Genomic DNA, 23,548 nt, shown 5'->3' with positions numbered 1-23,548 from the left:
AATTCAATTGCTCCGTGAAACATTCCCTGAACATGCCAGCTTAGTATATGCCTAGCTTGTACGGAATATGTTTGTTCCATTCCAACTGTTGGCTAAAAACTACAAATAGTTAAATGGATTCACTGCTGTTCCATTATCACGTACTTCAAAATGCAAATGCGGTCCAGTGGAGTTGCCTGTACTGCCTGATTCAGCAATTATATCGCCACGGCTTACCGTGTCACCCTTGCTAACCTTAAATCCGCCTTCACGTAAATGACCGTATAGCGTCCATAATCCGCCGCCGTGGTCAACAATGACGGTGTAACCATATCCACTATACCATTCAGCCATGATGACGATCCCGCCTGAAGCGGCATGAACGGACGTTCCTTGAGCAACAGCAAAGTCTACACCTGCATGCATTTTACCTACTTCACCCGTGATCGGGTGAATACGAGGTCCAAAACCGGAAGATACACGCGCACCTGATACTGGCATACCAAAGATGCCGTTACCACTGGAGTATGACGTGCTACTGCTGCTGCTGCTGTTGGAGCTAACCTTGGTCGCCGCCTTCGCAGCTGCCGCGGCACGTGCAGCTGCTGCTGCTTTTGCTTTGGCTGCCGCCGCCGCTTGCTGCTCACGCAATTTATTTTTCTCTTGCAGAAGGGCCGAACGTTTGCTGGCAATCTGCATCAATACGTCTTCCTGTTCTTGCGTCAGCTCTTCCGACTCTTCAATCTTAGCATCATAAGAAGCGAGAAGCACTTGCTTCTCCTGTTCCTTCTCATTCAATTGGGACTTACGCTGTTTCTTCTGCGCATACAGACTCTTGGCTTCTGCATATTGCACATCTAGTTCTGCTTTTTTGTCCACGACGAGCTGCTTGTCTTTTTTGTGTTCATCCAGCAAATGCTGGTCCTGATCCACAATCGTTTTCAGTGAATCGGCACGAGTCAAGAAATCAGAGAAGCTTGTGGAAGTTAACAACACATCGAGATAAGAAACGGCACCGTCTGTATACATCAGCCGTACACGCGATTCAAGTAATTTCTCTCTTGCAACGATACGTTCTTCTGCGGCTTGCAGATCTTTTTTCGTTGTCCGAAGATCTTCTTCCGTATTCTCAATCTGCAAGGATACGTTTGCCAGCTCATCACTAACCACATTGATCTGCTCCATGACGACTTTCAAATAAGCATTGGTCTTGTTCTTGTAATGCTGGGCTTCCTTTTTATTGCTGGCAGCTTTTTGCTGCTCCTTTTTGGCCGAAGCCGCTTTGTTCTCCAGTTGCTGAATCTGCTGATCAATGTCGCTAATGCTACTCTTGGCATATCCGTCAGAAGGTTGAAGCGTCAAACTGGCCAATAACGTTAGAGCCAGCAGCGAAGCTGTTTTTTTCAAAATGTGATCCCCCATCCTATGAATTCACAAGAAAGCAACCTGCACAGGTGGTGAACAGCATGTTCTTTGCTTTCTTTACACTAAAGACTCCGTCTTTACTACATATCGTCAAACAGTGTTCAGTTGTGAACCTGCTTTGCCATTCTTTTTCGATTAAACGTTAAGAGATTTGCGGATGGACAATGTGCTTCCCAAAATACCAACCAGCACACCGAGTCCGATCAACAGTGTTCCAAACAGCAACCAAATATCACCGAGTGGAATCAAATTAAGCATCTGCATAAATACATCCTGACCAATCGTGGCCATCAGGCGGCTGTAACCGAAGAACAGTACTGCTACCGTAATCGCCGAACCGATCAATCCAATCAATGCCCCTTCGACAAAGAAAGGCCAACGAATGAACGTGTTGGTTGCACCAACCAGTTTCATAATACCGATCTCCCGGCGCCGGGCCAGAATCGTTACGCGAATCGTATTCGAGATCAGGAACATGGACATTAACCCCAGTCCCCCAACAAAAATAAACCCGATATTCCGGACAAGCTTCGTAAATTTGAACAATACTTCCACCGTTTCCTTGCCGTAGTTCACTTTCATGATCGGCTTCTCCGGGTGTTTATCGTTCAATGCTTCGATTTTTTGCGCCACAAAAGTGACGGTTTCCGGTTCAATGACCTCTACTTCAATGGTCTCCGGCAGTGGATTGTTATCCACATCGAAACCGCTCAGCACATTGTCTGCACTTTCTCCGAGACGTTCACGGAACTCCTTGAGTCCCTCTTCTTTGGAAACAAAACGAATTTCACTGACTTCAGGCATCGCACTGATTTCCTGCTCCAGCGTGTTACGCAGGTTCTCATCCACGTTCAGCTCAAGAAACGTACTGATCTCGACCTGACTGTCCACCTGGTTGGCCATGGAATTCACATTAAGCACCAGCAGCATGAACACGCCCAGAATGAGCAATGACACGATAATGGACATGATGGAGGCCACGGACATCCAGCCGTTGCGGAATACGTTTTTGAATCCCTCCCGTAAATGGCGCAAGAGAGTACTAAAATTCATAACCGTATTCCCCTCTCATCTGATCCCGTACAATCTGTCCCCGTTCAATCGCAATAACCCGTTTACGCATCGTATTAACGATATCCTTGTTGTGGGTCGCCATAACAATAGTGGTTCCGCGGAAATTAATCTCATCCAGCAGCTGCATAATGCCCCATGACGTCTCCGGATCAAGGTTACCCGTAGGCTCGTCCGCAATAATAACAGACGGATTGTTCACGATGGCACGTGCGATGGCAATACGCTGCTGTTCCCCACCCGACAACTGTGAAGGTTCACGATTGGCCTTGCTGCGCAATCCAACCAGATCAAGCACTTCCATCACTCGTTTCTTAATGTGACGCTTCGGTGCTTCAATAACTTCCATGGCAAATGCCACATTCTCAAATGCCGTCATGCGTGGCAGCAACCTGAAATCCTGGAACACAACGCCGATATTTCGGCGTACGTAAGGAATTTTGCGTGGCTTTAACTTTCCGATATTAAATCCGTTAATGGATATTTGTCCTTTGGTCGGAACTTCTTCCCTGTACATCAATTTCATAAATGTCGATTTGCCTGCGCCGGACGGACCGACGATATAGACAAATTCATTGCGGTCGATCTTCACCGACACCCCTTGTAATGCGTGGGTACCATTGGCGTAGGTCTTCCACACGTCCTGCATTTCTATCACATCATCACTTCCCGTTGCATAGTTAGCCATTATCATTTCGACACAATCCCGGCATTTCCTTTAAAAAGACCTGAATTTCATCAGGGAAAATCCATTTCACCCCTTTTTCGATGGTGAAGCATGGATTCATATGAATTTTATTGTAACAAATTTGTTACCTATTGAGTACCCGAAAGTTTTCCATCATTGGATCATATATATGGAAAGTGTTACGAAATGCGGAACAACAGAAGTACAAAGGAGCGTTCGGATATGAAAAAAATACATTTGATGGTCATTGCACTGTTCTCCATCCTTTTAATCGGTTCCGCGTCCTATGGATTGCTGTATATGTACGTGAACCAACCCGCGCTACCAGAAGGTGTACGTGTTGGGGAGTGGTCGGTTGAGGGCGTGAATCGCAAGGAAGTTCTACCGGCACTGGATGAACGATTAAAACAAATGGAAGCATGGCCGATCACCCTTGAAATTGACGATCCTACACCAAAAACATTGATGTTCACCGCCGCCCAGACAGGCGCCAGCTACAGTGCTGACGACTTCCGGACAGCTGTCCAGCAATTGGATGAAGGCAATCTGTGGGAGCGCGCTTATGCCCGATATCACTTCATTAAGGAGTGGTCCCTCAAGCTGACGTATAATTCAAAATCACTGAGAGAGCAACTTAATCCTGCCTGGGAAAAGGAAACCTTCGGTACACCCGCGAACGCTGTTCGCCGCATTACCGCAAGTGACAAGGTCCAGTACATCCCGGAAAAAGGCGTCCGCCGGATCGCCTGGGATGAACTCGCGAGCCTGATGCAGGCTAAACTGCACCGGGATTTCACTCCACTGGACCATGATGCAAAGCCAAACCCGCTATTGATTCAGCTGCCGTTGTATACGCTGCAACCCGAAGTGACTCTCGATTCGCTGCGCCAAGAGGGAATTGACCGAAAGATCATTCAGTTCTCCACTGGCCTTGGAAACAGCAGTGCAGGCCGGATACATAACGTCAGCGCAGCAGCGCAAGCCGTTAACGGCATGATTTTGCCGCCAAATGGTACTTTTGATTATGAGAAGGTCATTAAGAAGGCCGAGGAAGACTATGGTTTCCGGGAAGCCCCGGTCATCGTGAATGGGCAACTGACCCCCGGTATTGGGGGCGGTATCTGCCAGGTATCGAGTACGGTTTACAATGCAGCCCTGTTGACCGGACTGGACATCGTAGAACGCCGCAACCACTCCTTGCCCGTCAAATATTTGCCGAAGGGACTGGATGCCACGTTTGCCTCAGGTTCCATCAATTTTCGGTTCAAAAACAATACTGGCAAGTCCCTGCTCATTCATGCCAAAGTGGAAGGTGGAAGCTTAACGGTCAAATTTTTCGGCACCTTCCCGGAGAACGTCAGTTATGCACTGGAATCCCGTACAATTGAGACATTAAGTGCTCCCGTGAAATATGTATCGAGCAACGTACTGCCTGACGGTGCTCAGCAGGTGCTCCAGAACGGTCAACCTGGATATATTGTAGAGACGATGCGCACCAAAAAGGTGGATGGTAAAATCGTCGAATCCAAGACCATTACACGTGACACATACAAAGCCCAGAATCGCCTGATTGCCCGCTCTGGTCATACTAACCTGCCTGATCCCAAGGAGCCTTCTGTCGTAGAGGATGGCATCAGCGACACGAAACAGCCTTAATCTTACTTTCACATGCGTGCACATGGATAGGATAGGCTCAACTCAGCAAACGTAATAACAAATAGAAAAAGACACATCTCCTGTTCCCCATTCTGGGTCCCTTGAGAGATGTGTCTTTGGTTTATTTTATAGATACATATTAGGTTTGATTAGACTGATACCTTTAATGTCCGCCTGTGTACTCTTTCTGCTCCTCGCCGATAACCATCTTCTCATTACCCATAAAGAAAGCAGCAATCAACGCGAGTGCGGCCGGGATCGCAGCCCAGGCAAAGAGCTGCACGATGGATGAAGACAACGCATGCGTAATGGTGTCCAGCACCTGAGGCGGAATCGCCTTTCTCAGCTCTGGCGACAGCAGCGCATGTGGATCGCTCAGATCCACTCCCTGAGGCATACCGCCTGCAGGCGCACCAGCGCCACCCGCTTCTGCCGCTGATCCGGCGAGGGCATCATTCATTTTGCGCGTAAATACCTGGCTCTGCACGATACCAAAAATCGTAATGCCCATCGTCATCCCAAGCGAACGCAGGAAGTTAAGTGTGGAGCTTGCTGCTCCGCGTCTCTGCGGTTCAAACGCGTTCATGGCTGCATTGCTGAGTACCGAGAATGACGCCCCGACACCGAGTCCAATCATCACCATGAATATACGTATCGTCCATAGAGACGAAGTTTCATCCAGCGTTGTCAGCAATCCAAGACCAACCACCAGCAACGCCAGCGTAGGAATCATAATGTTGCGATATTTGATTTTGGTCATCAGTACCCCACCCATGGAAGCCGTCACAACGGACCCCAGCATCATGGGCAATAATACGAGACCAGAATTGGTCGCTTTGCCACCGAGTACCCCCTGGATGAAGATTGGAATATACACGGATGCGGTAATAAACGCCGCACCACTGAACATGCCAATAACGTTACTGGACCAGTACACCCGGTTGCGGAACATGCCGAAGGAGATAATGGGTTCCTTGGCTCTCGTTTCTGCAAACAGGAAGAGCAATGCTAGCACCACGAATCCGGCAAACAAACCGAGGATCTGCCACGAGCCCCAAGCATACGTTTTGCCGCCCAGTTCAAGCCCGAAGATGAGACAGACTACCGCACCAATCAGTGTGATTGCACCCAGCCAGTCAATCTGTTGGGATTGATGCTGATGGGATTCTTTGTAGAAAAATGCAATAAACACAAACGCGATCAGACCAAGCGGCAGGTTGATATAAAATACCCATTCCCATGTCGCATACTGCGTAATGTAAGCACCCAGCAGTGGACCAAATACACTAGATAATCCAAACACGGCTCCGAACAGACCGCCCAATTTACCCCGTGATTCCGGTGCGACCACATCAAACATGATTGTAAAGGCAATCGGCACCAATGCACCTGCACCAATACCTTGAATAGCTCTGTACATCGTCAGCTCAACGATTGATGTTGCCGTTCCACATAATGCAGATCCGAGCATAAATACCAGTATTCCGAAAACAAAAAACTTCTTCCGTCCATACATGTCGGATAACTTACCGAAGATTGGCATACCCGCCATCTCGGCCACCATGTAAGCGGAGGTCACCCAGACGAACTTGTCGAGCCCACCCAGCTTCCCGACAATGTCGCCCATCGCTGTTGCCACGATGGTATTGTCCATCGAAGCCATCAGTATGCTTAGCAGTAACCCTGCCAGCACCAATCCAATATTATTTTTACGTGTAGCCATTCTACTCAATCTCTCCCATTCACATCCGATTCATATGACTGAATTAGTATATCCGAAAAGTTACGGCGGATAATCAGTCCAAGGACCGATTGCTTTGCACCAAAACTTCCGATTGCGGATGAATTTGCAGAGAAGAGCGGTATTCCACTGTACCAATCCGGCAGCCTGCGCCAATTTTTATTTTATCTCCTCGCACAACCTCGGCCTCCGTGTTCTCAAGTTCAATTTCGTCGCCTTCGATCAGATCGGCCTTGAGAATAGACTTGTTACCAGTGAACAAACCTTCCAGCAGTTTTCCCCGCGAATTCTTCACTGAAATGATGGAACCGCCCATTTCCTTGACCTCGGATGGACCCATAATTTTAAGTGTCATACTTTCGGCACTGAGCGTACCCGTTATCGTAAAACGGCCATTCAACTTCATATTCTCCACCTGACAATCACCTGATACGTGAAGCTCCCCTACTACTTTCATATGTTCAGCTTTTGCATACAGGTTAGAAGCATGATTGCCTTCCTGTTCATCGGAACCAACAACAGACCGCTCTTTCAGGGTAAGAGTCCCCGTAATTTTGATATCCGTTGATTTCAGAGATCCGTATACGACTGATGTGCCGGTGCATTTGAATTGATCACAGAACAGATTATCATTGAATGACGAATCCCCCACTACCTTGACCTTGCCGTACACACCGCCAGAAGAACTGCCGTCGCCGATGATGCTAATGTCATGTTTTTTATCCGATGAACCAGCAAAATGGTTATTCAAATCGATCACATCCCTTTCTCTCCAGGTCAAAACTTAAATTAAAATTTAAATCCGCTGACTGCTGCCCACCTTGGCGTCTGGATCAACCTCTAGTTCACCCGAATATTCGACCAACCTGATGTTACAGCCACGACCGATATGAACTTTGCTGCCACGAACAATATCAGCCTCGGTATCTTCCAGCACAATTTCATCCCCCTCAATCAAGGATGTCTTGAAGGATGGGGTACCGCCCAGGCCAATACTTTTCCAAAAACCAGTCTGTTCCTTACGCCGAATATCAATGCGTTCCCCGCCAATCTCTCTCGCCGAAGAAGATGTATGCAGCCTGATCTCTACCGTTCCCGCATTCAGAAAGCCACTAATCTTAATATTGCCCTGTACGTTCAAAGACTCACATTGTACGTCGCCTTCAATATCGATCACGCCACCAATATCAATCCGTTCCCCATCAACCCGTCCACGAACAGTACACTTCCCGTTGACTTCGAGCTCAGGACTTCGGAGGTCTCCGTTAATGGTTGTTAAGCCATCCACACGAACACGAGAACTGATCAAGGGGCCGTTCAGCGTGCACATGCCGTTGATCGTTGCACTCTCAGAGCTCAAAGCACCGTGCATCTTCAATGTTCCATTCACATTCATGGAGGTACAGTCCAGGTTACCATTTACTTTAGCCATGCCATCGATAGATACCCGGTGAAAATTCCCGCCTGCCGTTTGGCTCATGCCCGCTACGTTCAGATCATTGCGCAAATTACGTTCCTCCATATATGATCCTCTCCTTATCCCAATTTGAGTTTTAACTCTTCCATGAACGTCCCCATCGACTGCCTGAGAACGACCTTCACACCATTATCAAAATAAAGCTCTGTTCCTGCTGTTACCAGCATGAACGAAGGGACACCCATCTTGCGAATAAGCACCAGTTCGCTTGGTTTGCCTGTGAAACGATAATAATGCTCGGACATGACATCGATCAGCAGCGTACCCTCCTGGCGGGTAACATCTCCGCTCATTAGCAGCTTATCAAGTACATAAAGCATCATAATCTGCTCCAAAGCATACAACGGCCGCTCCCGGCCTGCTTCTTTCAACAGCTCAAGCGAAATGTTCGAAACAATGTTTCGCTCTAACAGCTGTTGAGCGGACATTTCCACTTCACCCAAAGTTGGTGAAAACACATCTGCCAGTTCATCCAGCGACAAGCCGTCTTTCATATTGAGAATCTTGTCAATCCGCAGTAAAATCTGTTGTTTTGGAAAAAAAGTTTCTTGTCCCGTATAGGACGACTTCCGAATAAACCATTCCTCCGGAATGAGATTCTTCCGCTTCCAGCGGTACAACTGGCCGTAGGAGATACCCGTCAGGTCCAGCAATTCTTTTTTGGAGATCAAATCATCCGTCATATATGGTCCCCCTTTGTGTTGAAAACAGTGTAACATAACATTGTTACGTTGTAAATAAGGTGAATAACTAGTTGTGAATTTCTTATTATTGCAATGAAAAGACTTTGCGTATAACCTGTTTATTATAGACACTATGGAACCATTATGGATTCAGATCCCATCCTATTGAATCGGGTCAGAACACATCGTTAATGGACTTATGAAAGGGGTTTCTCATATATATGGCACTTATTAAATGTGACTTTTACTCTGACACGCTTGGTCTAAGCACCAGTATGCATGTTATTCTTCCACAACAGACCCACAATCAGATTGGCATGGAGAACGTATCCGGCCAAGGGTTACATCCCACGCTGTATCTGCTGCACGGGCTATCGGATGATGACTCCATCTGGCTGCGTCGTACATCCATCGAACGATATGTTGCGGACCTTGGTATTGCCGTTGTGATGCCTCAGGTACATCGCAGCTTCTATACGGATATGGCGGAAGGCGGACGCTACTGGACATTCATCAGTGAAGAGCTGCCTGCACTTGCACGTTCCTTCTTCCCACTATCACACAAACGTGAGGACAACTTTGTTGCTGGCTTGTCCATGGGTGGCTACGGAGCATTCAAGCTGGCACTTCACAAACCGGAGCAATACGCCGCTGCGGCAAGTTTGTCTGGAGCACTCGACATGGTAGTGCATATGGATAACCGAATTGTTAAGGCATTAAGTGATGCTGAGTTCAAACGGATTTTCGGAGTAGAAATTAAAGGTTCGGAGAATGACTTGCTGCATCTGCTCGAAGAAAGCAAAGCAAGTCAGGGTCCAAAACCTTTGCTCTACCAATGCTGTGGGACAGAGGACTTCCTGTATGACGAGAATCAAGCGTTCCGTCAAGCTTGTGCACAGACCGATTTCCAGCTGACGTACGAGGAAGAACCTGGTGGACATGACTGGGGATATTGGGACGAGAAGATCCAGAATGTGCTGAAATGGTTGCCATTGCGTGAACGTAAGTAGTCGAGAAATTTAACATATCTAAATCGTTGTCACACACAAAAAAGCAGGCCCTTGAGAAGAAAATCTCGGCCTGCTTTTGCGTTGTATATTATTTCATTGTAGTAAATGCGTCATTAACCCCGATTGGTGATCCATTGCTCTGTAATTTCCAGCACCTTTTCACTCCGTCCAATCGCCTCAGCCACCTGATTGGAAGCTGTTCCGCCGTAAACATTACGAGCATTTACAACAGCTTCTGGTTGCAGCACATCGTAAATACGCTCATCGAACAACGGGGAGAACTGACGGAATTCATCGATGGTCAGATCCAGCAAATACTTGCCGTTCTGGATACAGTACAATACCGTCTTACCGATAACTTCATGCGCTTGGCGGAATGGCAAACCTTCGCCCACGAGGAAGTCCGCAATATCTGTAGCGTTGGAGAAATCCTGATTGACTGCTTGACGCATCCGACCCTTGTTGACCGTCATCGTAGCAATCATCGGAGCGAACAATTGAAGTGCACCCTCAAGCGTCGCTACCGTGTCAAACATGCCTTCCTTGTCTTCCTGCATGTCCTTGTTGTAAGCGAGCGGCAGAGATTTCAGTACTGTCAGCAAACCGATCAGGTTGCCGTACACACGTCCTGTTTTACCACGAACAAGTTCCGGAACGTCCGGATTTTTCTTCTGTGGCATAATGCTGCTGCCCGTGCAGAATGCATCATCCAGTTCAACAAAACCAAACTCCGTGCTGCTCCACAGCACCAACTCTTCACTCAGACGGGACAAGTGAGTCATGATCAGTGAAGCGGCTGCCAGGAACTCCACGATAAAGTCACGGTCGCTTACTGCGTCCAGACTATTCTCATATACTCCATCAAAGCCCAACTGTTCCGCCACAAAATGACGGTCAATCGGGAACGTTGTGCCTGCAAGCGCACCTGCACCCAGTGGCAGCACGTTAATGCGTTTGTAGCTGTCCATAAGACGCTCTGCATCCCGTTGGAACATCGATACATACGCCATCAGGTGATGGGCGAACAGAATTGGTTGTGCACGTTGAAGATGGGTATACCCCGGTACAATCGTATCAAGATTGTCTTTGGCTTGTCCGATCAGCGCTTCCTGCAACGAATGCAGCATGCCAACAAACCCAACCACGCGCTCACGCAAGTACAAGTGCATATCCGTTGCCACTTGGTCATTCCGGCTGCGTCCCGTATGTAATTTGCCACCTACAGGGCCGATAGTCTCAATCAGGTTTTTCTCAATATTCATGTGGATGTCTTCATCCGATACGGAGAATTCCACTTCGCCTGCACGGATTTTATGCAGAACAGTGATCAAACCTTCCTTGATCGTCTCTACATCCTCTGCTGGCAGAATTCCACATTTGCCCAACATCGTGACATGAGCCAGACTTCCTTGAATATCTTCCTCGGCCAACGCTTTGTCAAAGTTGATTGACGCTGTATATTCCTCAACGAGGTGATTGGTTTGTTTGGTAAAACGTCCTCCCCACAGCTTGCTCACAGTGAGTACTCCCCTTTCGCTCATGGACAAAGCCGCTCCTGCCAGAAGTGCAAGAACGGCCCGCCTTGTCAGTTATTATCGTGATGCTTTATATGCATGATGAAATTAGTTTTTGTTTTGTTCCACACCGGAATTTACTTTCAAACGCAATGCGTTCAGGCGGATAAAGCCCGTTGCATCCCCTTGATCGTATGCTTGTGTTGGATCAGCTTCCATCGTGGCAATGTCCGGGTTGTACAGGCTGACAGGGCTTTTCACACCTGCGCCGATGATGTTGCCTTTATACAGTTTCACACGAACGGTACCTGTTACATTTTTCTGACTTTCGGTCACCAGGGCTTGCAGCGCCAGACGTTCCGGTGCGAACCAGAAGCCGTTGTATACGAGTGTGCTGTAACGTGTGATCAGGCTATCACGCAGGTTCATGACTTCACGGTCCATCGTGATGGATTCCATTTTGCGGTGTGCCGTGAACAGAATCGTTCCACCTGGTGTCTCGTATACACCACGGCTCTTCATGCCGACGAAGCGGTTCTCTACCATGTCCACACGGCCGATACCATGTTTGCCACCCAGCTCATTCAGTTGCTCCATTACTTGCAGTGGGCTCAAGCGCTCACCATTCAGTGCAACACAGTCGCCTTGTTCGAATTCAAGTTCAACATATTCCGCTTGATCCGGTGCATCTTCAGGTGCGCTGCTGAGCAGGAACATGTCTTTGTTCTCGTCCGCACTTGGATCGAACCAAGGATCTTCGAGCACGCCGCTCTCATAGCTGATATGCAGCAGGTTACGGTCTGTGGAGTACGGTTTAGCCGCCGATGCGGTTACCGGAATGCCGTGTTTTTCAGCGTAAGCGATCATCTCAGCCCGGCCCGGGAACTGGTTGCGGAATTCTTCCAGACGCCAAGGCGCGATGACTTCAATATCTGGTGTCAGCGCAGCTGCGTTCAGCTCAAAACGAACCTGGTCATTCCCTTTACCCGTAGCGCCGTGAGCAATCGCTGTAGCGCCTTCTGCACGAGCGATATCGACCATACGTTTAGCGATCAGTGGACGTGCGATACTTGTGCCAAGCAGATATTGTCCTTCATAAAGGGCACCTGCCTGGAACATTGGATAGATGAAATCTTTGGCGAACTCGTCACGCAGATCATCAATGTACACTTTGGAAGCGCCTGTAGCGAGGGCTTTTTCCTCCAGGCCGTCCAATTCATCCTTTTGTCCAATATCCGCCGTAAATGCGATAATCTCCGCATCATAAGTTTCTTTCAACCATTTCAAAATTACAGATGTGTCCAACCCGCCGGAATAAGCGAGTACGATTTTTTCCTTAGCCATGTTCAATGGTCCTCCCCAAGTTCAGTTGCTTAATCTATCATCGCGAAATCTGTGCCTAAAATCAACCCATTCAGGCAAACAGCATCTATTCACTCATTAACGCAGCCATCAATGCTTTCTGCGCATGCAGTCGGTTCTCCGCCTGATCAAAGATCAGGGAGTTTGGACCGTCAATAACTCCAGCACTCACTTCTTCTCCACGGTGAGCTGGCAGGCAATGCAGGAACATATAATCCGGCTTCGCGCCTTTCATCAGTTCCTCATCGACCTGATACGCAGCAAATGCTTGTTCACGAATCTTCTGTTCCTCTTCAAAACCCATGCTCGCCCATACATCCGTATACACGATATCCGCATCTTTCACAGCTTCCTGTGCACTGTACGTTACAGTCACCTGTGAGCCGCTCTCCTGTGCAATGCTGCGCGCCTGCTCTACAACTGCGCTGTCAGGCTCATAGCCTTCCGGAGTCGCTACTGCAACATGCATACCCATCTTCGCTGCACCAAGCATAAGGGAATGCGCCATGTTATTGCCGTCTCCGACATAAGCCATTTTCAGCCCTTCCAGCTTTCCTTTGTGCTCCAGCACAGTTTGGAAATCTGCGAGTACTTGGCATGGATGTGCTGCATCGCTCAGTCCGTTAATAACCGGAATATCCGCATGTTGTGCCAGTTCAGTCACATTATGGTGTCCAAAGGTACGAATCATGATGCCGTCCAGGTAACGTGACAGGACTTTGGCTGTATCATGTGTCGTTTCCCCGCGACCGAGTTGGATATCATTTTTGCTCAGGAAGAGCGCGTGTCCGCCCAGTTGGAACATACCGACTTCAAAAGATACACGGGTACGTGTAGATGATTTTTCAAAAATGAGTCCGATCGTTTTACCTTGGAGTGGCTGATATGGCACACCGTTTTTCTGTTTACCTTTAATCTCAATCGCAAGGTCCAGCAGATAGCGGATTTCCTCCGCTGTATAATCTGTAAATTCAATAAAATCACGGCCTCTAAGATCGACCTTCTGTACCTTTTCCGTCTGTTGCGCTTGTGTCATGTTAGTGTTGTCCTCCTTATTTCCGGTTCCCTGCACCCGCATGGGCAGAAGAGTATAGAAGGTTGAGATCTTGCCATCCGGCTGCTCACTTTCGTCTTCCGCTAGTTTACCGCGCGGCTACAGGGATTCATGATTCATCATTTTGGTTCCGCTTCGAGGCCCCTGAAGGCCCCGAGTCAGAAAGGTTGTATAAAGTCTTATTAAGCGTTCTTCGCAGCCACATGCTCTTCAATCAACGTAGCTACCAAGGATACCGCCTCATCGATCTCTTCCTTGCTCACATACAAGTTTGGAAGCAGACGAATGACATTCGGTCCTGCGGAAACAAAGAGAATGCCTCGTTTCTGACCAGCAAGCACGATGTCGCCTACCGCTTCAGCACATTCGATTCCAACAAGCAGCCCCATACCCCGAACTTCTTTTACAAACGAATTACCAGCCAAACGCTCCCGCAGAGAGTTCATCAGGTATTCGCCCATTTCAGCTGCACGTTCTGGCAGGTGATCTTCGAGCATGGTTTCAATCGTTGCAATGACAACGGAGGAAGCAAGCGGTGTACCGCCAAATGTTGTTGCATGACTGCCTGCAGTAAACGCATCCTTCAGATAACCTTTACCTAGCATCGCACCTACAGGGAATCCACTACCAATACCTTTGGCTACCGTGAAAATGTCCGGCTCAATACCATAATGCTCATGCGCGAACAGTTTGCCTGTACGTCCCATTCCGGTCTGTACTTCGTCTACAATCAACAGCAATCCGTGCTCTTCACACAGTTTGCGAACGTGGTGGACAAAATCAGGTTTGACCGGATGCACGCCACCCTCGGCTTGCACCATCTCCAGCATAATCGCTGCTGTATTGGGTCCGATTGCAGCTTCTAGAGCCGCTGTGTCATGCAATGGTACGGTTACGAATCCGGCTGGCAATGGCAAAAATCCTTCTTTCACCTTATCCTGCCCAGTTGCTGTCAAAGTTGCAAGTGTCCGTCCGTGGAAAGACTGGGCAAATGTAATAACTTCGTACCGACCTGTGCCTTTTACCTTCTGATGATAGCGACGAGCCAGTTTGATTGCCGCTTCATTCGCTTCTGCACCACTGTTACAAAAGAATACAGCGTCTGCGCACGTATTTGCTGTCAACAAAGCTGCCGCTTTTTCCTGACCGGGAATCTGGAACAGGTTGGATACATGCCACAGCTCATCAATCTGAGCTTTCAACTTGGCTCCGACTTTCTCCGGTGCATGGCCCAGACTCGTTACAGCCAACCCGCACATGAAATCAAGATAACGATTGCCCTGATCATCCCACAGCCAGCTGCCTTTTCCTTTGACCAGACTGATTGGATAGCGCGCATACGTTTGGAAAAGAGAGCTTTCCGTCTGTGCCGCTACACCTGTCGCTGCTACGCCCGCTACTGCTGTGCCAGAACCTGGCTGTTCATTGCCTTTTGCCATCACCTATCACTCCTATTGGTTGGTGCAACGGCAATCATATAAGAGCTATAATTTACACTAGACCACTCCGATTGCAGGACCATCTTTTGAACGTACGCATACTCCACTTCGATGACAGAACAACCTTTCGATCGCTGTTATCCCCGGATTCTTTTGATTGATCCTTAAAAGGAAAAATCCGGGGATAAAGGCGCACGCTTCGCTTCTTCAGGTTATTTCTGTCCTCTACGTTATGCATTTTTATTCTTCAGATTGGTTCTGCACCCTACGTTATTGTGTGTGTAATATTAGATTTCTTATATAAAAAAGCGATGCACATATTTTTTTATTTACTATAAGACCATGAAGACACTAGCGCACTGAGAATAATTATTGCATACGGATAATTCGGGTTCCGATCGTTTCTCCGCCAAGCACACGGCTCAGGATCTGTGGTTCGCTGCCATCTACGATGATGACCTCACGCACTTTGCCGTGAATACAAGCGATGGCTGCACGTACCTTTGGAATCATGCCGCCATAGATTTCTCCGGTTTGGATCATATCCTCGATCTCTTGTACAGAGACAGATGGCAGTACTTTTTTCTCGCCGCCTACATTCTTCATAATGCCAGGAACATCAGTCACTACGATCATCCGGCTCACTCCGAGATGGGAAGCTACCGCGCCTGCGGCTGTATCCGCATTGATGTTATAACGCTGCCCGGTTGCATCTACACCAACTGGCGCGATAACTGGCATATAGCCCATTCCTACAATACCTTGAATAATCTCCGCGTTAACGCCCGTCACGTCACCTACCCAACCGATCTCTGCGTGATTGCTAACCGGTTTCGCCTGGATCAAACCACCGTCCACACCCGACAATCCCAGCGCACGTCCACCAACACGTTGGATTAGACGTACAATCTGTTTGTTAATGCTCCCCGCAAGAACCATCTCCACGACGTCCAGCACAGGTTCTGTTGTTTTGCGCAATCCGTTTACGAATTCGGTCTCAATACCGAGCTTCGCCAAGTTATCCGAGATCGCTGGACCGCCGCCATGTACGATGACAGGCTGAGTTCCCTGGGACTGCAAGTCACGCAGATCTGCAAAAAAGGATTCAGGCAACGCCGCCAGCGTGCTGCCTCCGCATTTCATTACAAACGTCTGCTTCTCGGCACCTGCCTCTGTTCCGATACTCTCATTTTGCAATGTTGAATTCATGAGGGCACTCCTTTCGTTCAAATATTCTTAAAGGCCTAACACTTAATAAATCCAGATTAGACGGTTCTAGCCGTTACAAATTCGGATCGTTCTTTTGATCGCTGTTGTCTCCAAGTTTTTTGGATTCCCCTTCTCTAAGGGAAAAACTCGGAGACAAAGGCGAACGCTGCGCTTCTACAGAATCGATTCCGACTTTTTCACTATCCCCGTCAATGATCAAACTCAAAAAGTTTAATCCTTCTAGATGTTCTACATATTTTTGTAAAGCAGCTTTTCAATAATGAAGCTGCTAGATTAACTAAAACTAACCACAAAATATTACGTGCGGTATGCCGCGTTGATTCGTACATAGTCGTACGTCAGGTCACAGCCCCATGCGATGGCCGTTCCCTCGCCGTGGTGCAGATCGATCACAATCCGTACGGTATCGGTTTGCAAGTAGGCCAGCGCCGCTTCTTCGTCGAATACGACTGGACGGGATTGTTCAAGTACAGAGATGTCTCCCAGACGGATATCAACTGTCTCCGGGTTCACCGGCTGTCCTGCGCGCCCTACGGCTGCAATAATCCGTCCCCAGTTGGCATCAGCGCCAAACATCGCGGATTTCACCAGGCTGGACCCAATGACGGTCTTAGCAATAGCTTGCGCAGATTCATCACTTACGGCACCCGTTACCTGTACTTCTACCAGCTTGGTTGCTCCTTCGCCATCGCGCGCAATGGCTTTGGCAAGCACTTCGCACACAAAAGTGAATCCGGCAGCAAAAGCATCCCAATCCGGATGTTCCACGGTCAGTTCTTCGTTCCCTGCCAGACCGCTGGACATGGCTACAAGCATATCGTTCGTGCTCGTATCTCCATCCACTGTAATCATGTTAAAGGTATGATTGGTCGCCTGACGCAGCAGGCGCTGCAACGCTTCTGCACTAATGACCGCATCAGAAGTCATAAAGGCCAGCATGGTCGCCATATTCGGATGAATCATCCCTGATCCCTTGGCAGCACCAGCAATCGTAATCGTTTTGCCGTTCACCTCAACGGAGACGCAGGCTTCTTTTTTCACCAAATCGGTTGTCAGAATAGCTTGGGAAAAATGCTCCGCTTCTTCTGCTTCCTTGCCCAAACGTGCCGGAAGTCCGCTAATCCCCGAGTGTACAGCGTCCATCTTCAGCAATTCACCAATGACACCTGTAGAAGCGACAGCAACATCCTCTTCCGCTACACCCAACTCACGTGCGGCCGCCGTACGCATGGCGTAGGCATCCTCTTCACCTTGTTGTCCGGTACACGCATTGGCATTCCCGCTATTCACGATGACTGCCTGAAGGCGTCCATTGCTCAAGCTCTCACGCGTGACTTTCAGAGGTGCGGCTTGGAATACGTTCGTTGTATACACCGCAGCTGCAGTTGCCGGCACGTCACAGCGAATCGCTCCGATGTCGTTACGAGACGTTTTTTTCAATCCGCAGTGCAGTCCACCAGCAGTGAACCCGAGCGGGGTTACAATCGTTCCGTTCTCAACTATAGTAAAAGCCTTTTGCTCCACATTCGTTCCCATATGTTATCCCCCGTTATGCGTTCGGCTGCATGCCGATTGTCCGCTTGCTTTGCCTGATCCGTTTTCCCCACATTGTATCGGAATTGCGCCTAGACGCTCTCCCAATGATTCAACCCTTATGGATATACTGGAGTCATGTTCAGCCCGAGGTTCTCCTCCCATCCCATCATCAGGTTCATATTTTGAATGGCTTGCCCGGATGCACCTTTTACCAGGTTGTCGATGACCGAAATAATCGTCAAACGACCTGTACGAGGGTCAGCTGCAAATCCGATATCACAATAGTTCGATCCGTACACTTCCTTCGTTGAAGGCCAGATCCCCGGCTCACGTACCCGCACGAACGGACGATTTTCATAATATTTACGGTACAGATCAACGATTTCACGGTCACTGTGTTCACCAGTTAGATTGGCATACATCGTACTCATGATTCCACGCGTCATCGGCACCAGTTGAGTTGTGAACGTTACTGTGACTGGAGTGCCAGTGATATTTCCCAGCACTTGCTCGATTTCGGGAATATGCTGATGTTTGTTCAGTTTATATGCTTTAAAATTCTCATTCATCTCTGCATAATGATTCGTCAGACTTGTTCCCCGTCCCGCACCCGATACGCCGGATTTGGCATCAATGATGATACTGGAAGGGTCAATCCAACCTGCCTCAACAGCTGGAATCAATCCGAGTAACGTAGCCGTTGGGTAACAGCCTGGGTTGGAAATAAAGTTCTTACCCTTCACTTTGTCGCCATACACCTCTGCCATGCCGTATACCGCCTGTTCCAGCAATGAAGCAGATGGTGCCGGATGTTTATACCACTCTTCATACACCGTTCCATCCTTAAGTCTGAAGTCTCCAGACAGATCAATGACCTTAAGCCCTGCTTCAAGCAGGCTCGGAACGAGTTTTGCGCTGACACCAGACGGGGTTGCTGTGAACACCAGATCTGCACGACTTGCGATCTCAGCCGGGTCCACGCCGTCGAGTGGCCTCTGAATCACGTCCGTCAAATGCGGGAATCCATCTGCGATGGACTCACCACTGCTGGATGAAGAGATTACCGAAGTAATTTCAACCTGCGGATGGTTCTGGAAAAAACGAATCAGCTCCACCCCGCCGTAGCCGGTGGAACCGATGATTGCCACTTTTAATTTGTTATTCACTCTCGCTCCCCCAATCTTGTCGTATGCGCTACTTATACTGTTCTCCTGCTCCCAATGAGCTTTCATACAGCAATTCCGTCGCTTCTATGCATATTTGTGTATTATTATACGACTCTAGTTATATAAATACAACACTCTATCATCAATTTTACATGGATTCTCATCGCTTCCGAACATATCTTTCCAACATCTGCGGACGAACCCGTATACTTCTGCTAAAATACGTATTATAGGAAACATTACAACCAGGGTCTAATTCATAATCAATCTACACGATGAAGGGTTTATGAATGGATTCATGATGGTCATTATGAGACATGGGGGACTACAGTGCATATCGAATCCATTTTACTTGTTGTACTCCTGGGCCTGAATATTATTTTCGCTGCAGCGGTCGTTTTCTTCGAACGAAAGGATGCCAGTGCATCCTGGGCTTGGCTGCTCGTCTTGAACTTTATTCCGGTATTCGGGTTTGTACTCTACTTATTAACAGGGCAAAACCTGACGCGCTACCGACTTTTCCAGTGGAAAGAGCGCAAGAAGCTTGGGCTTGAAGAACGTATTGCTGCCCAGCTTGCACAGCTGCAAGACAATAGAACACCTTTCCGTAATCAAGCGACAGAGAGTAGTCAGGACATGATTTATATGAACCTGAAGCAAAACGATGCGCTGTTGACCGAAGACAACGCGGTCGAGATTATTACCGACGGAACAGACAAATTCCAGCGGTTGCTCGATGATATCGAGGCAGCGAAAGATCATGTTCACGTGCAATACTACATTTATAGAGGTGACCGACTCGGCAAAAGAATCCGGGATGCACTTATTCGTAAAGCGCGCGAAGGTGTCAAAGTTCGTCTGCTGTATGACGCGCTGGGATCGCGGCGGGTATCCAAACGCTTTTTCAAAGAATTGCGCGAAGCAGGCGGTTTGGTTGAGGTCTTTTTCCCATCCAAATTCAGTCTGATCAACCTGCGTATGAACTACCGAAATCACCGTAAAATCGTCATCATTGATGGCAACCTTGGATATACAGGCGGGTTTAATGTAGGGGATGAATATCTCGGCTTGAATTCCAAGTTCGGTTACTGGCGCGATACTCATTTGCGTATTCAGGGTAATGCTGTTCATGCTCTTCAGACCCGTTTTCTTCTCGATTGGAATGAAGCGTCCAAGCAGCACGATACCCCATATGTTCCGGCACATTTCCCGCATATTGAGGGCACAGGAACAACTGCCATGCAGATTGTATCCAGCGGACCGGATGCAGAGACAGAGCATATCAAGAACAGTTATCTGAAAATGATTAATGGAGCCAAACATTCGATTCTGATTCAGACGCCTTATTTTATTCCAGATGCCAGTGTATTCGAAGCCATTCGTCTTGCGTGCCTGTCAGGAATCGATGTTCGCATTATGATTCCAAATAAACCGGATCACGCCTTTGTATATTGGGCTACGCTATCTTATATCGGTGAGTTGTTGAAAGTGGGAGCAACCGTGTTCATCTACGATAACGGCTTTATTCATGCCAAAACGCTCATTATCGACAGTATGGTCGCATCTGTGGGAACCGCTAATATTGATTACCGCAGCTTCCGATTGAACTTTGAGGTCAATGCATTCATGTATGACGAGGCGATTGCGACTACACTTGTACAGACGTTTGAGCATGATCTTCTTGTATCCCGTGAGATGACGCTTGATGAATACAATAAACGCAGTGTGAAGATCAAATTTAAAGAAGCGATTTCTCGTCTGCTGTCTCCGATTCTCTAGATACAGTAGTAGTAGAAGGATTATCATTCAAAAGAAAAACAAAAAGCAGGTACTTCCTTTCCAGCAATGTCTGGTGGAGGAGTACCTGCTTTTGTTTAGATTAATGTTTACTTTCTTCTTATAAGTTAAACGATAACCTCTACATTGCTCTCTGTTATCATGTGAATGTTAAGTTTGATTTATATAGAGTTCCTCTACTGACTGTACCTTACAATTCCCCACGCTTAAAGCCTTCGCCCAGTACTTCATGCGCATTGCTAATAATGACAAAAGCCCCCGGGTCCACGGACCGAATCAAAGCTTTCAGTCTAGGCACCTCATTCTGTCCGACAACCACCATCAGTACAGTGCGCTGATCGTCGGTGTAACCACCTTTTGCCTCCAGCTTCGTCAGTCCGCGATCCAGATCATCCAGAATCACCTTCGTAATCGGTTCGGTCTGGTTGGAAATAATATAAGCTACCTTCGAGTTACCAAGCCCCATCTCGACGGCATCAATGACTTTACCGGTAACGTATAAACCGATCAGAGCAAAGAGTGACTGTTCCAATGACAATACAAAAGCAGCCATAATAATGACCGTTGCATCCATCATCACAACGCAAAGAGAGTAACTCAGTCCGCTATATTTTTGTACGATCCTGGCCAGAATGCTCATGCCCCCTGTTGAACCTCTACCTCGATATACGATTCCAATCCCGAGACCAACCCCAATTCCTCCATAGAGTGAACCAAGTAGCGGATTCGTTGTTGGAATGGCCCAGTCTTTCGTGAGGTATACAAACAGTGGCAGTACAATACTGCCGAGTACAGAACGTATTCCATACTGCTTGCCAATCAGGAGAAAACCCGCGATCAGAAGCGGAATATTAATAGCCCACTGGGTGTATGCCGGCTCAAGTCCCAGCCAATGTTTGCCCAATATCGATAACCCGGATACCCCACCTGAAGCAATCTGGTTCGGAAGTAAAAATAAATTAAAGGCCACGGCAATCAAAAACGAACCTAAAATAATGGATACGGTATCTACAACGTTTCTCCATGGGCCATTCAGGGGAATGAGCGTAGTTAGCCTCTTCTTGCGGTTATTGTGTAACGGTTGTTGCTGTTGCATGTCATCTTGCTCTCCTTTTTTGTATATATGCTCAAAAAAAAGCCCCTGTATACACCCAGCATACGCCTACACGTACCGGGTCTATACAGGAACTTTTGATTAATCGGTATCTACTTTAATCTGGCTGCGCAAATAACCATCGATGAATCCATCGAGGTCGCCATCCATTACTGCTCCTGTGTTTCCAGTCTCCACGCTCGTACGGTGATCCTTTACCATACTATAGGGATGGAACACATAGGACCGAATCTGGCTACCCCACGCAATATCCGACTGTTCTCCTCGGATTTCGTCCAGCTGTTGTTTTTGTTCTTCAATTTTACGTTCATACAATTTGGAACGAAGCATCGTCATCGCTCGCTCACGGTTCTTAATCTGTGACCGTTCATTCTGACACGTTACAACCACACCTGTTGGAAGGTGAGTAATCCGTACAGCTGAGTCGGTGGTATTGATATGCTGTCCACCCGCGCCGCTCGCACGGTACGTATCAATCTTGAGATCTTCTGTTCGAATGTCCAATTCAATCGTGTCATCAATCTCAGGAACCACGTCACAGGATACGAAGGAAGTATGTCTGCGTCCTGAGGAGTCAAAAGGTGAGATTCGCACCAACCGGTGGACACCCTTCTCGGCTTTCAGATACCCATAAGCATTGTGCCCCTTGATGGATAGCGTGACACTCTTGATTCCTGCTTCATCTCCTGCCAGATAATCCAGCACCTCAACCTTGAAGCCACGTTTCTCGGCCCAGCGTGTATACATCCGCATCAGCATCTGTCCCCAGTCCTGTGACTCGGTACCACCAGCACCTGGGTGAAGCTCGAGAATGGCATTCATCTTGTCATACGGCTGATTCAGGAGAAGTTGTAGCTCGAAATCTTCTACCTTGCTCACGATGGCTGTCACGCTGTTACCGATCTCCACGGCCAGATCATCATCGCCTTCTTCGTCAGCCAGTTCTGCCATCATGACCGCATCGTCATAATCCTGCTGCAGCTTGGTGTATTGATCCACAGATCCCTTCACCGCGTTCAGCTCGGCGATTAAGGATTGTGCCTTATCATTATCATCCCAGAAATCAGGGGCGGACATCTTCACTTCGAAGTTCTCAATCATCTCTTGCTTAAGATCTAAGTCAAAGAGACCCCCTAAGATTTGTTAGTTTCTTGCCTATTTCACGCAGGTCCTGCTTCACGCTTGGATCGATCATGTGCAATTCCTCTTTTCATTAAGATAAGCTCCCCGCATCCAGGGCATTCCTCCAGATCAAGTATCCGATGCTTCACCTTGGAGTCTAGGTTACCTTTATATCGGCAATCCTCCTCTCCTTGATCATGGTCACATAGTTATAACTATGCACCAATTACAGGTTATGCATCCTTCACTTGATCATTTGGAATACCCGGCTGCAAGGAGCCGTTCATGTCATTCTATTTAAGTTGAGCCAGCATAGTTACACCTTACCACTCCGATTGCAGTAGCATCTTCCGATCACTCTTATCCCCAGATTTTCTTAATTCCCTCTCACAAGGAAAAAATCCGGTGATAAATGCGAACGCGTTGCTTCTCCAGATTGCTTCTGCACTCTCCGTTATGGTGTAAAAAATTTAGATCGAACTTA

The 23,548-nt window shown here is 47.9% G+C and carries 20 protein-coding genes; 3 read left to right on the top strand and 17 right to left on the bottom strand.

The window, feature by feature from the left end; genetic code table 11:
- Positions 1 to 99 precede the first annotated feature (99 nt).
- The 3 genes from ACR1R9_RS30440 to ftsE all read right to left on the bottom strand — a co-directional run bounded on the left by ACR1R9_RS30440 (position 100) and on the right by ftsE (position 3,133).
- Positions 100 to 1,386 (bottom strand): murein hydrolase activator EnvC family protein, encoded by a 1,287-nt coding sequence (locus ACR1R9_RS30440; RefSeq protein WP_175380736.1) that lies wholly within the window; start codon positions 1,384 to 1,386, stop codon positions 100 to 102.
- 153 nt (positions 1,387 to 1,539) lie between these two features.
- Entirely contained in the window at positions 1,540 to 2,457 is a 918-nt protein-coding gene (gene ftsX, locus ACR1R9_RS30435; RefSeq protein ID WP_063567509.1) for a permease-like cell division protein FtsX, read from the bottom strand.
- Entirely contained in the window at positions 2,447 to 3,133 is a 687-nt protein-coding gene (gene ftsE, locus ACR1R9_RS30430) for a cell division ATP-binding protein FtsE (RefSeq protein ID WP_024631580.1), read from the bottom strand. The genes ftsX and ftsE overlap by 11 nt, the downstream gene beginning before the upstream one ends.
- A gap of 252 nt (positions 3,134 to 3,385) precedes the next feature.
- Here ftsE and ACR1R9_RS30425 point away from each other — a divergent pair, with 252 nt between their 5' ends.
- Entirely contained in the window at positions 3,386 to 4,819 is a 1,434-nt protein-coding gene (locus ACR1R9_RS30425; protein WP_433921996.1) for a VanW family protein, read from the top strand.
- Positions 4,820 to 4,982: 163 nt separating this feature from the next.
- Here ACR1R9_RS30425 and ACR1R9_RS30420 read toward each other — a convergent pair whose 3' ends face one another.
- The 4 genes from ACR1R9_RS30420 to ACR1R9_RS30405 form a co-directional block, all read right to left on the bottom strand.
- Entirely contained in the window at positions 4,983 to 6,542 is a 1,560-nt protein-coding gene (locus tag ACR1R9_RS30420; protein WP_076287639.1) for an MDR family MFS transporter, read from the bottom strand.
- A gap of 73 nt (positions 6,543 to 6,615) precedes the next feature.
- A complete protein-coding gene (locus ACR1R9_RS30415) occupies positions 6,616 to 7,341 on the bottom strand; it encodes a hypothetical protein (RefSeq protein WP_433956408.1) in 726 nt (241 codons plus the stop codon).
- 15 nt (positions 7,342 to 7,356) lie between these two features.
- Complete coding sequence (locus ACR1R9_RS30410; protein WP_076287637.1) at positions 7,357 to 8,082, bottom strand: polymer-forming cytoskeletal protein; 726 nt, start codon at positions 8,080 to 8,082, stop codon at positions 7,357 to 7,359.
- Positions 8,083 to 8,096: 14 nt separating this feature from the next.
- On the bottom strand, positions 8,097 to 8,720 hold the full coding sequence (locus ACR1R9_RS30405; RefSeq protein ID WP_310854925.1) for a YhbD family protein: 624 nt from the start codon (positions 8,718 to 8,720) through the stop codon (positions 8,097 to 8,099).
- Positions 8,721 to 8,941: 221 nt separating this feature from the next.
- Here ACR1R9_RS30405 and ACR1R9_RS30400 point away from each other — a divergent pair, with 221 nt between their 5' ends.
- A complete protein-coding gene (locus ACR1R9_RS30400) occupies positions 8,942 to 9,730 on the top strand; it encodes an alpha/beta hydrolase (protein ID WP_433921998.1) in 789 nt (262 codons plus the stop codon).
- 113 nt (positions 9,731 to 9,843) lie between these two features.
- Here the strand turns inward: ACR1R9_RS30400 and argH are convergent, their stop codons facing one another.
- The 8 genes from argH to argC all read right to left on the bottom strand — a co-directional run bounded on the left by argH (position 9,844) and on the right by argC (position 19,031).
- Positions 9,844 to 11,247, bottom strand: coding sequence for an argininosuccinate lyase (gene argH, locus ACR1R9_RS30395; protein WP_099859217.1), 1,404 nt, complete (start codon positions 11,245 to 11,247; stop codon positions 9,844 to 9,846).
- Positions 11,248 to 11,352: 105 nt separating this feature from the next.
- Positions 11,353 to 12,588 carry an argininosuccinate synthase gene (locus ACR1R9_RS30390; protein WP_076287634.1) on the bottom strand — a complete coding sequence of 412 codons (1,236 nt, stop codon included), beginning with the start codon at positions 12,586 to 12,588 and terminating at the stop codon, positions 11,353 to 11,355.
- A gap of 85 nt (positions 12,589 to 12,673) precedes the next feature.
- The gene (argF, locus tag ACR1R9_RS30385) at positions 12,674 to 13,642 is read right to left on the bottom strand and encodes an ornithine carbamoyltransferase (RefSeq protein ID WP_072733580.1); all 969 of its coding nucleotides are present in this window, start codon (positions 13,640 to 13,642) and stop codon (positions 12,674 to 12,676) included.
- 200 nt (positions 13,643 to 13,842) lie between these two features.
- Positions 13,843 to 15,099 carry an acetylornithine transaminase gene (locus ACR1R9_RS30380; protein WP_433921999.1) on the bottom strand — a complete coding sequence of 419 codons (1,257 nt, stop codon included), beginning with the start codon at positions 15,097 to 15,099 and terminating at the stop codon, positions 13,843 to 13,845.
- Between the two features lie 369 nt (positions 15,100 to 15,468).
- Positions 15,469 to 16,308, bottom strand: coding sequence for an acetylglutamate kinase (gene argB, locus ACR1R9_RS30375; protein ID WP_064641944.1), 840 nt, complete (start codon positions 16,306 to 16,308; stop codon positions 15,469 to 15,471).
- A 73-nt stretch (positions 16,309 to 16,381) separates the two neighbouring features.
- Positions 16,382 to 16,534: a hypothetical protein gene (locus ACR1R9_RS30370; protein WP_433922000.1), complete on the bottom strand. Its 153-nt coding sequence runs from the start codon at positions 16,532 to 16,534 to the stop codon at positions 16,382 to 16,384.
- A 92-nt stretch (positions 16,535 to 16,626) separates the two neighbouring features.
- A complete protein-coding gene (gene argJ, locus ACR1R9_RS30365) occupies positions 16,627 to 17,865 on the bottom strand; it encodes a bifunctional glutamate N-acetyltransferase/amino-acid acetyltransferase ArgJ (RefSeq protein WP_433922001.1) in 1,239 nt (412 codons plus the stop codon).
- Positions 17,866 to 17,981: 116 nt separating this feature from the next.
- Positions 17,982 to 19,031 (bottom strand): N-acetyl-gamma-glutamyl-phosphate reductase, encoded by a 1,050-nt coding sequence (argC, locus tag ACR1R9_RS30360; RefSeq protein ID WP_433922002.1) that lies wholly within the window; start codon positions 19,029 to 19,031, stop codon positions 17,982 to 17,984.
- A 330-nt stretch (positions 19,032 to 19,361) separates the two neighbouring features.
- Between argC and cls the strand changes: the two genes are divergently transcribed.
- Complete coding sequence (gene cls / locus ACR1R9_RS30355; protein WP_079695661.1) at positions 19,362 to 20,810, top strand: cardiolipin synthase; 1,449 nt, start codon at positions 19,362 to 19,364, stop codon at positions 20,808 to 20,810.
- Positions 20,811 to 21,018: 208 nt separating this feature from the next.
- On the opposite strand, the gene ACR1R9_RS30350 is transcribed toward cls, so the two are convergent.
- A complete protein-coding gene (locus ACR1R9_RS30350; RefSeq protein ID WP_076287629.1) occupies positions 21,019 to 21,924 on the bottom strand; it encodes a YitT family protein in 906 nt (301 codons plus the stop codon).
- Between the two features lie 99 nt (positions 21,925 to 22,023).
- A protein-coding gene (gene prfB / locus ACR1R9_RS30345; protein ID WP_433922003.1) for a peptide chain release factor 2 occupies positions 22,024 to 23,137 on the bottom strand; the annotation gives its coding sequence in 2 pieces (ribosomal slippage) (positions 22,024 to 23,064 and positions 23,066 to 23,137; 1,113 coding nt in all).
- Positions 23,138 to 23,548 lie beyond the last annotated feature (411 nt).

Origin of the sequence: Paenibacillus taichungensis (genome assembly GCF_050994985.1) — a bacterium.
Lineage (GTDB): Bacteria > Bacillota > Bacilli > Paenibacillales > Paenibacillaceae > Paenibacillus > Paenibacillus taichungensis.
The sequence above is the reverse complement of the archived record's forward strand: the minus strand, read 5'-3'. Positions and strand labels throughout refer to the sequence as shown.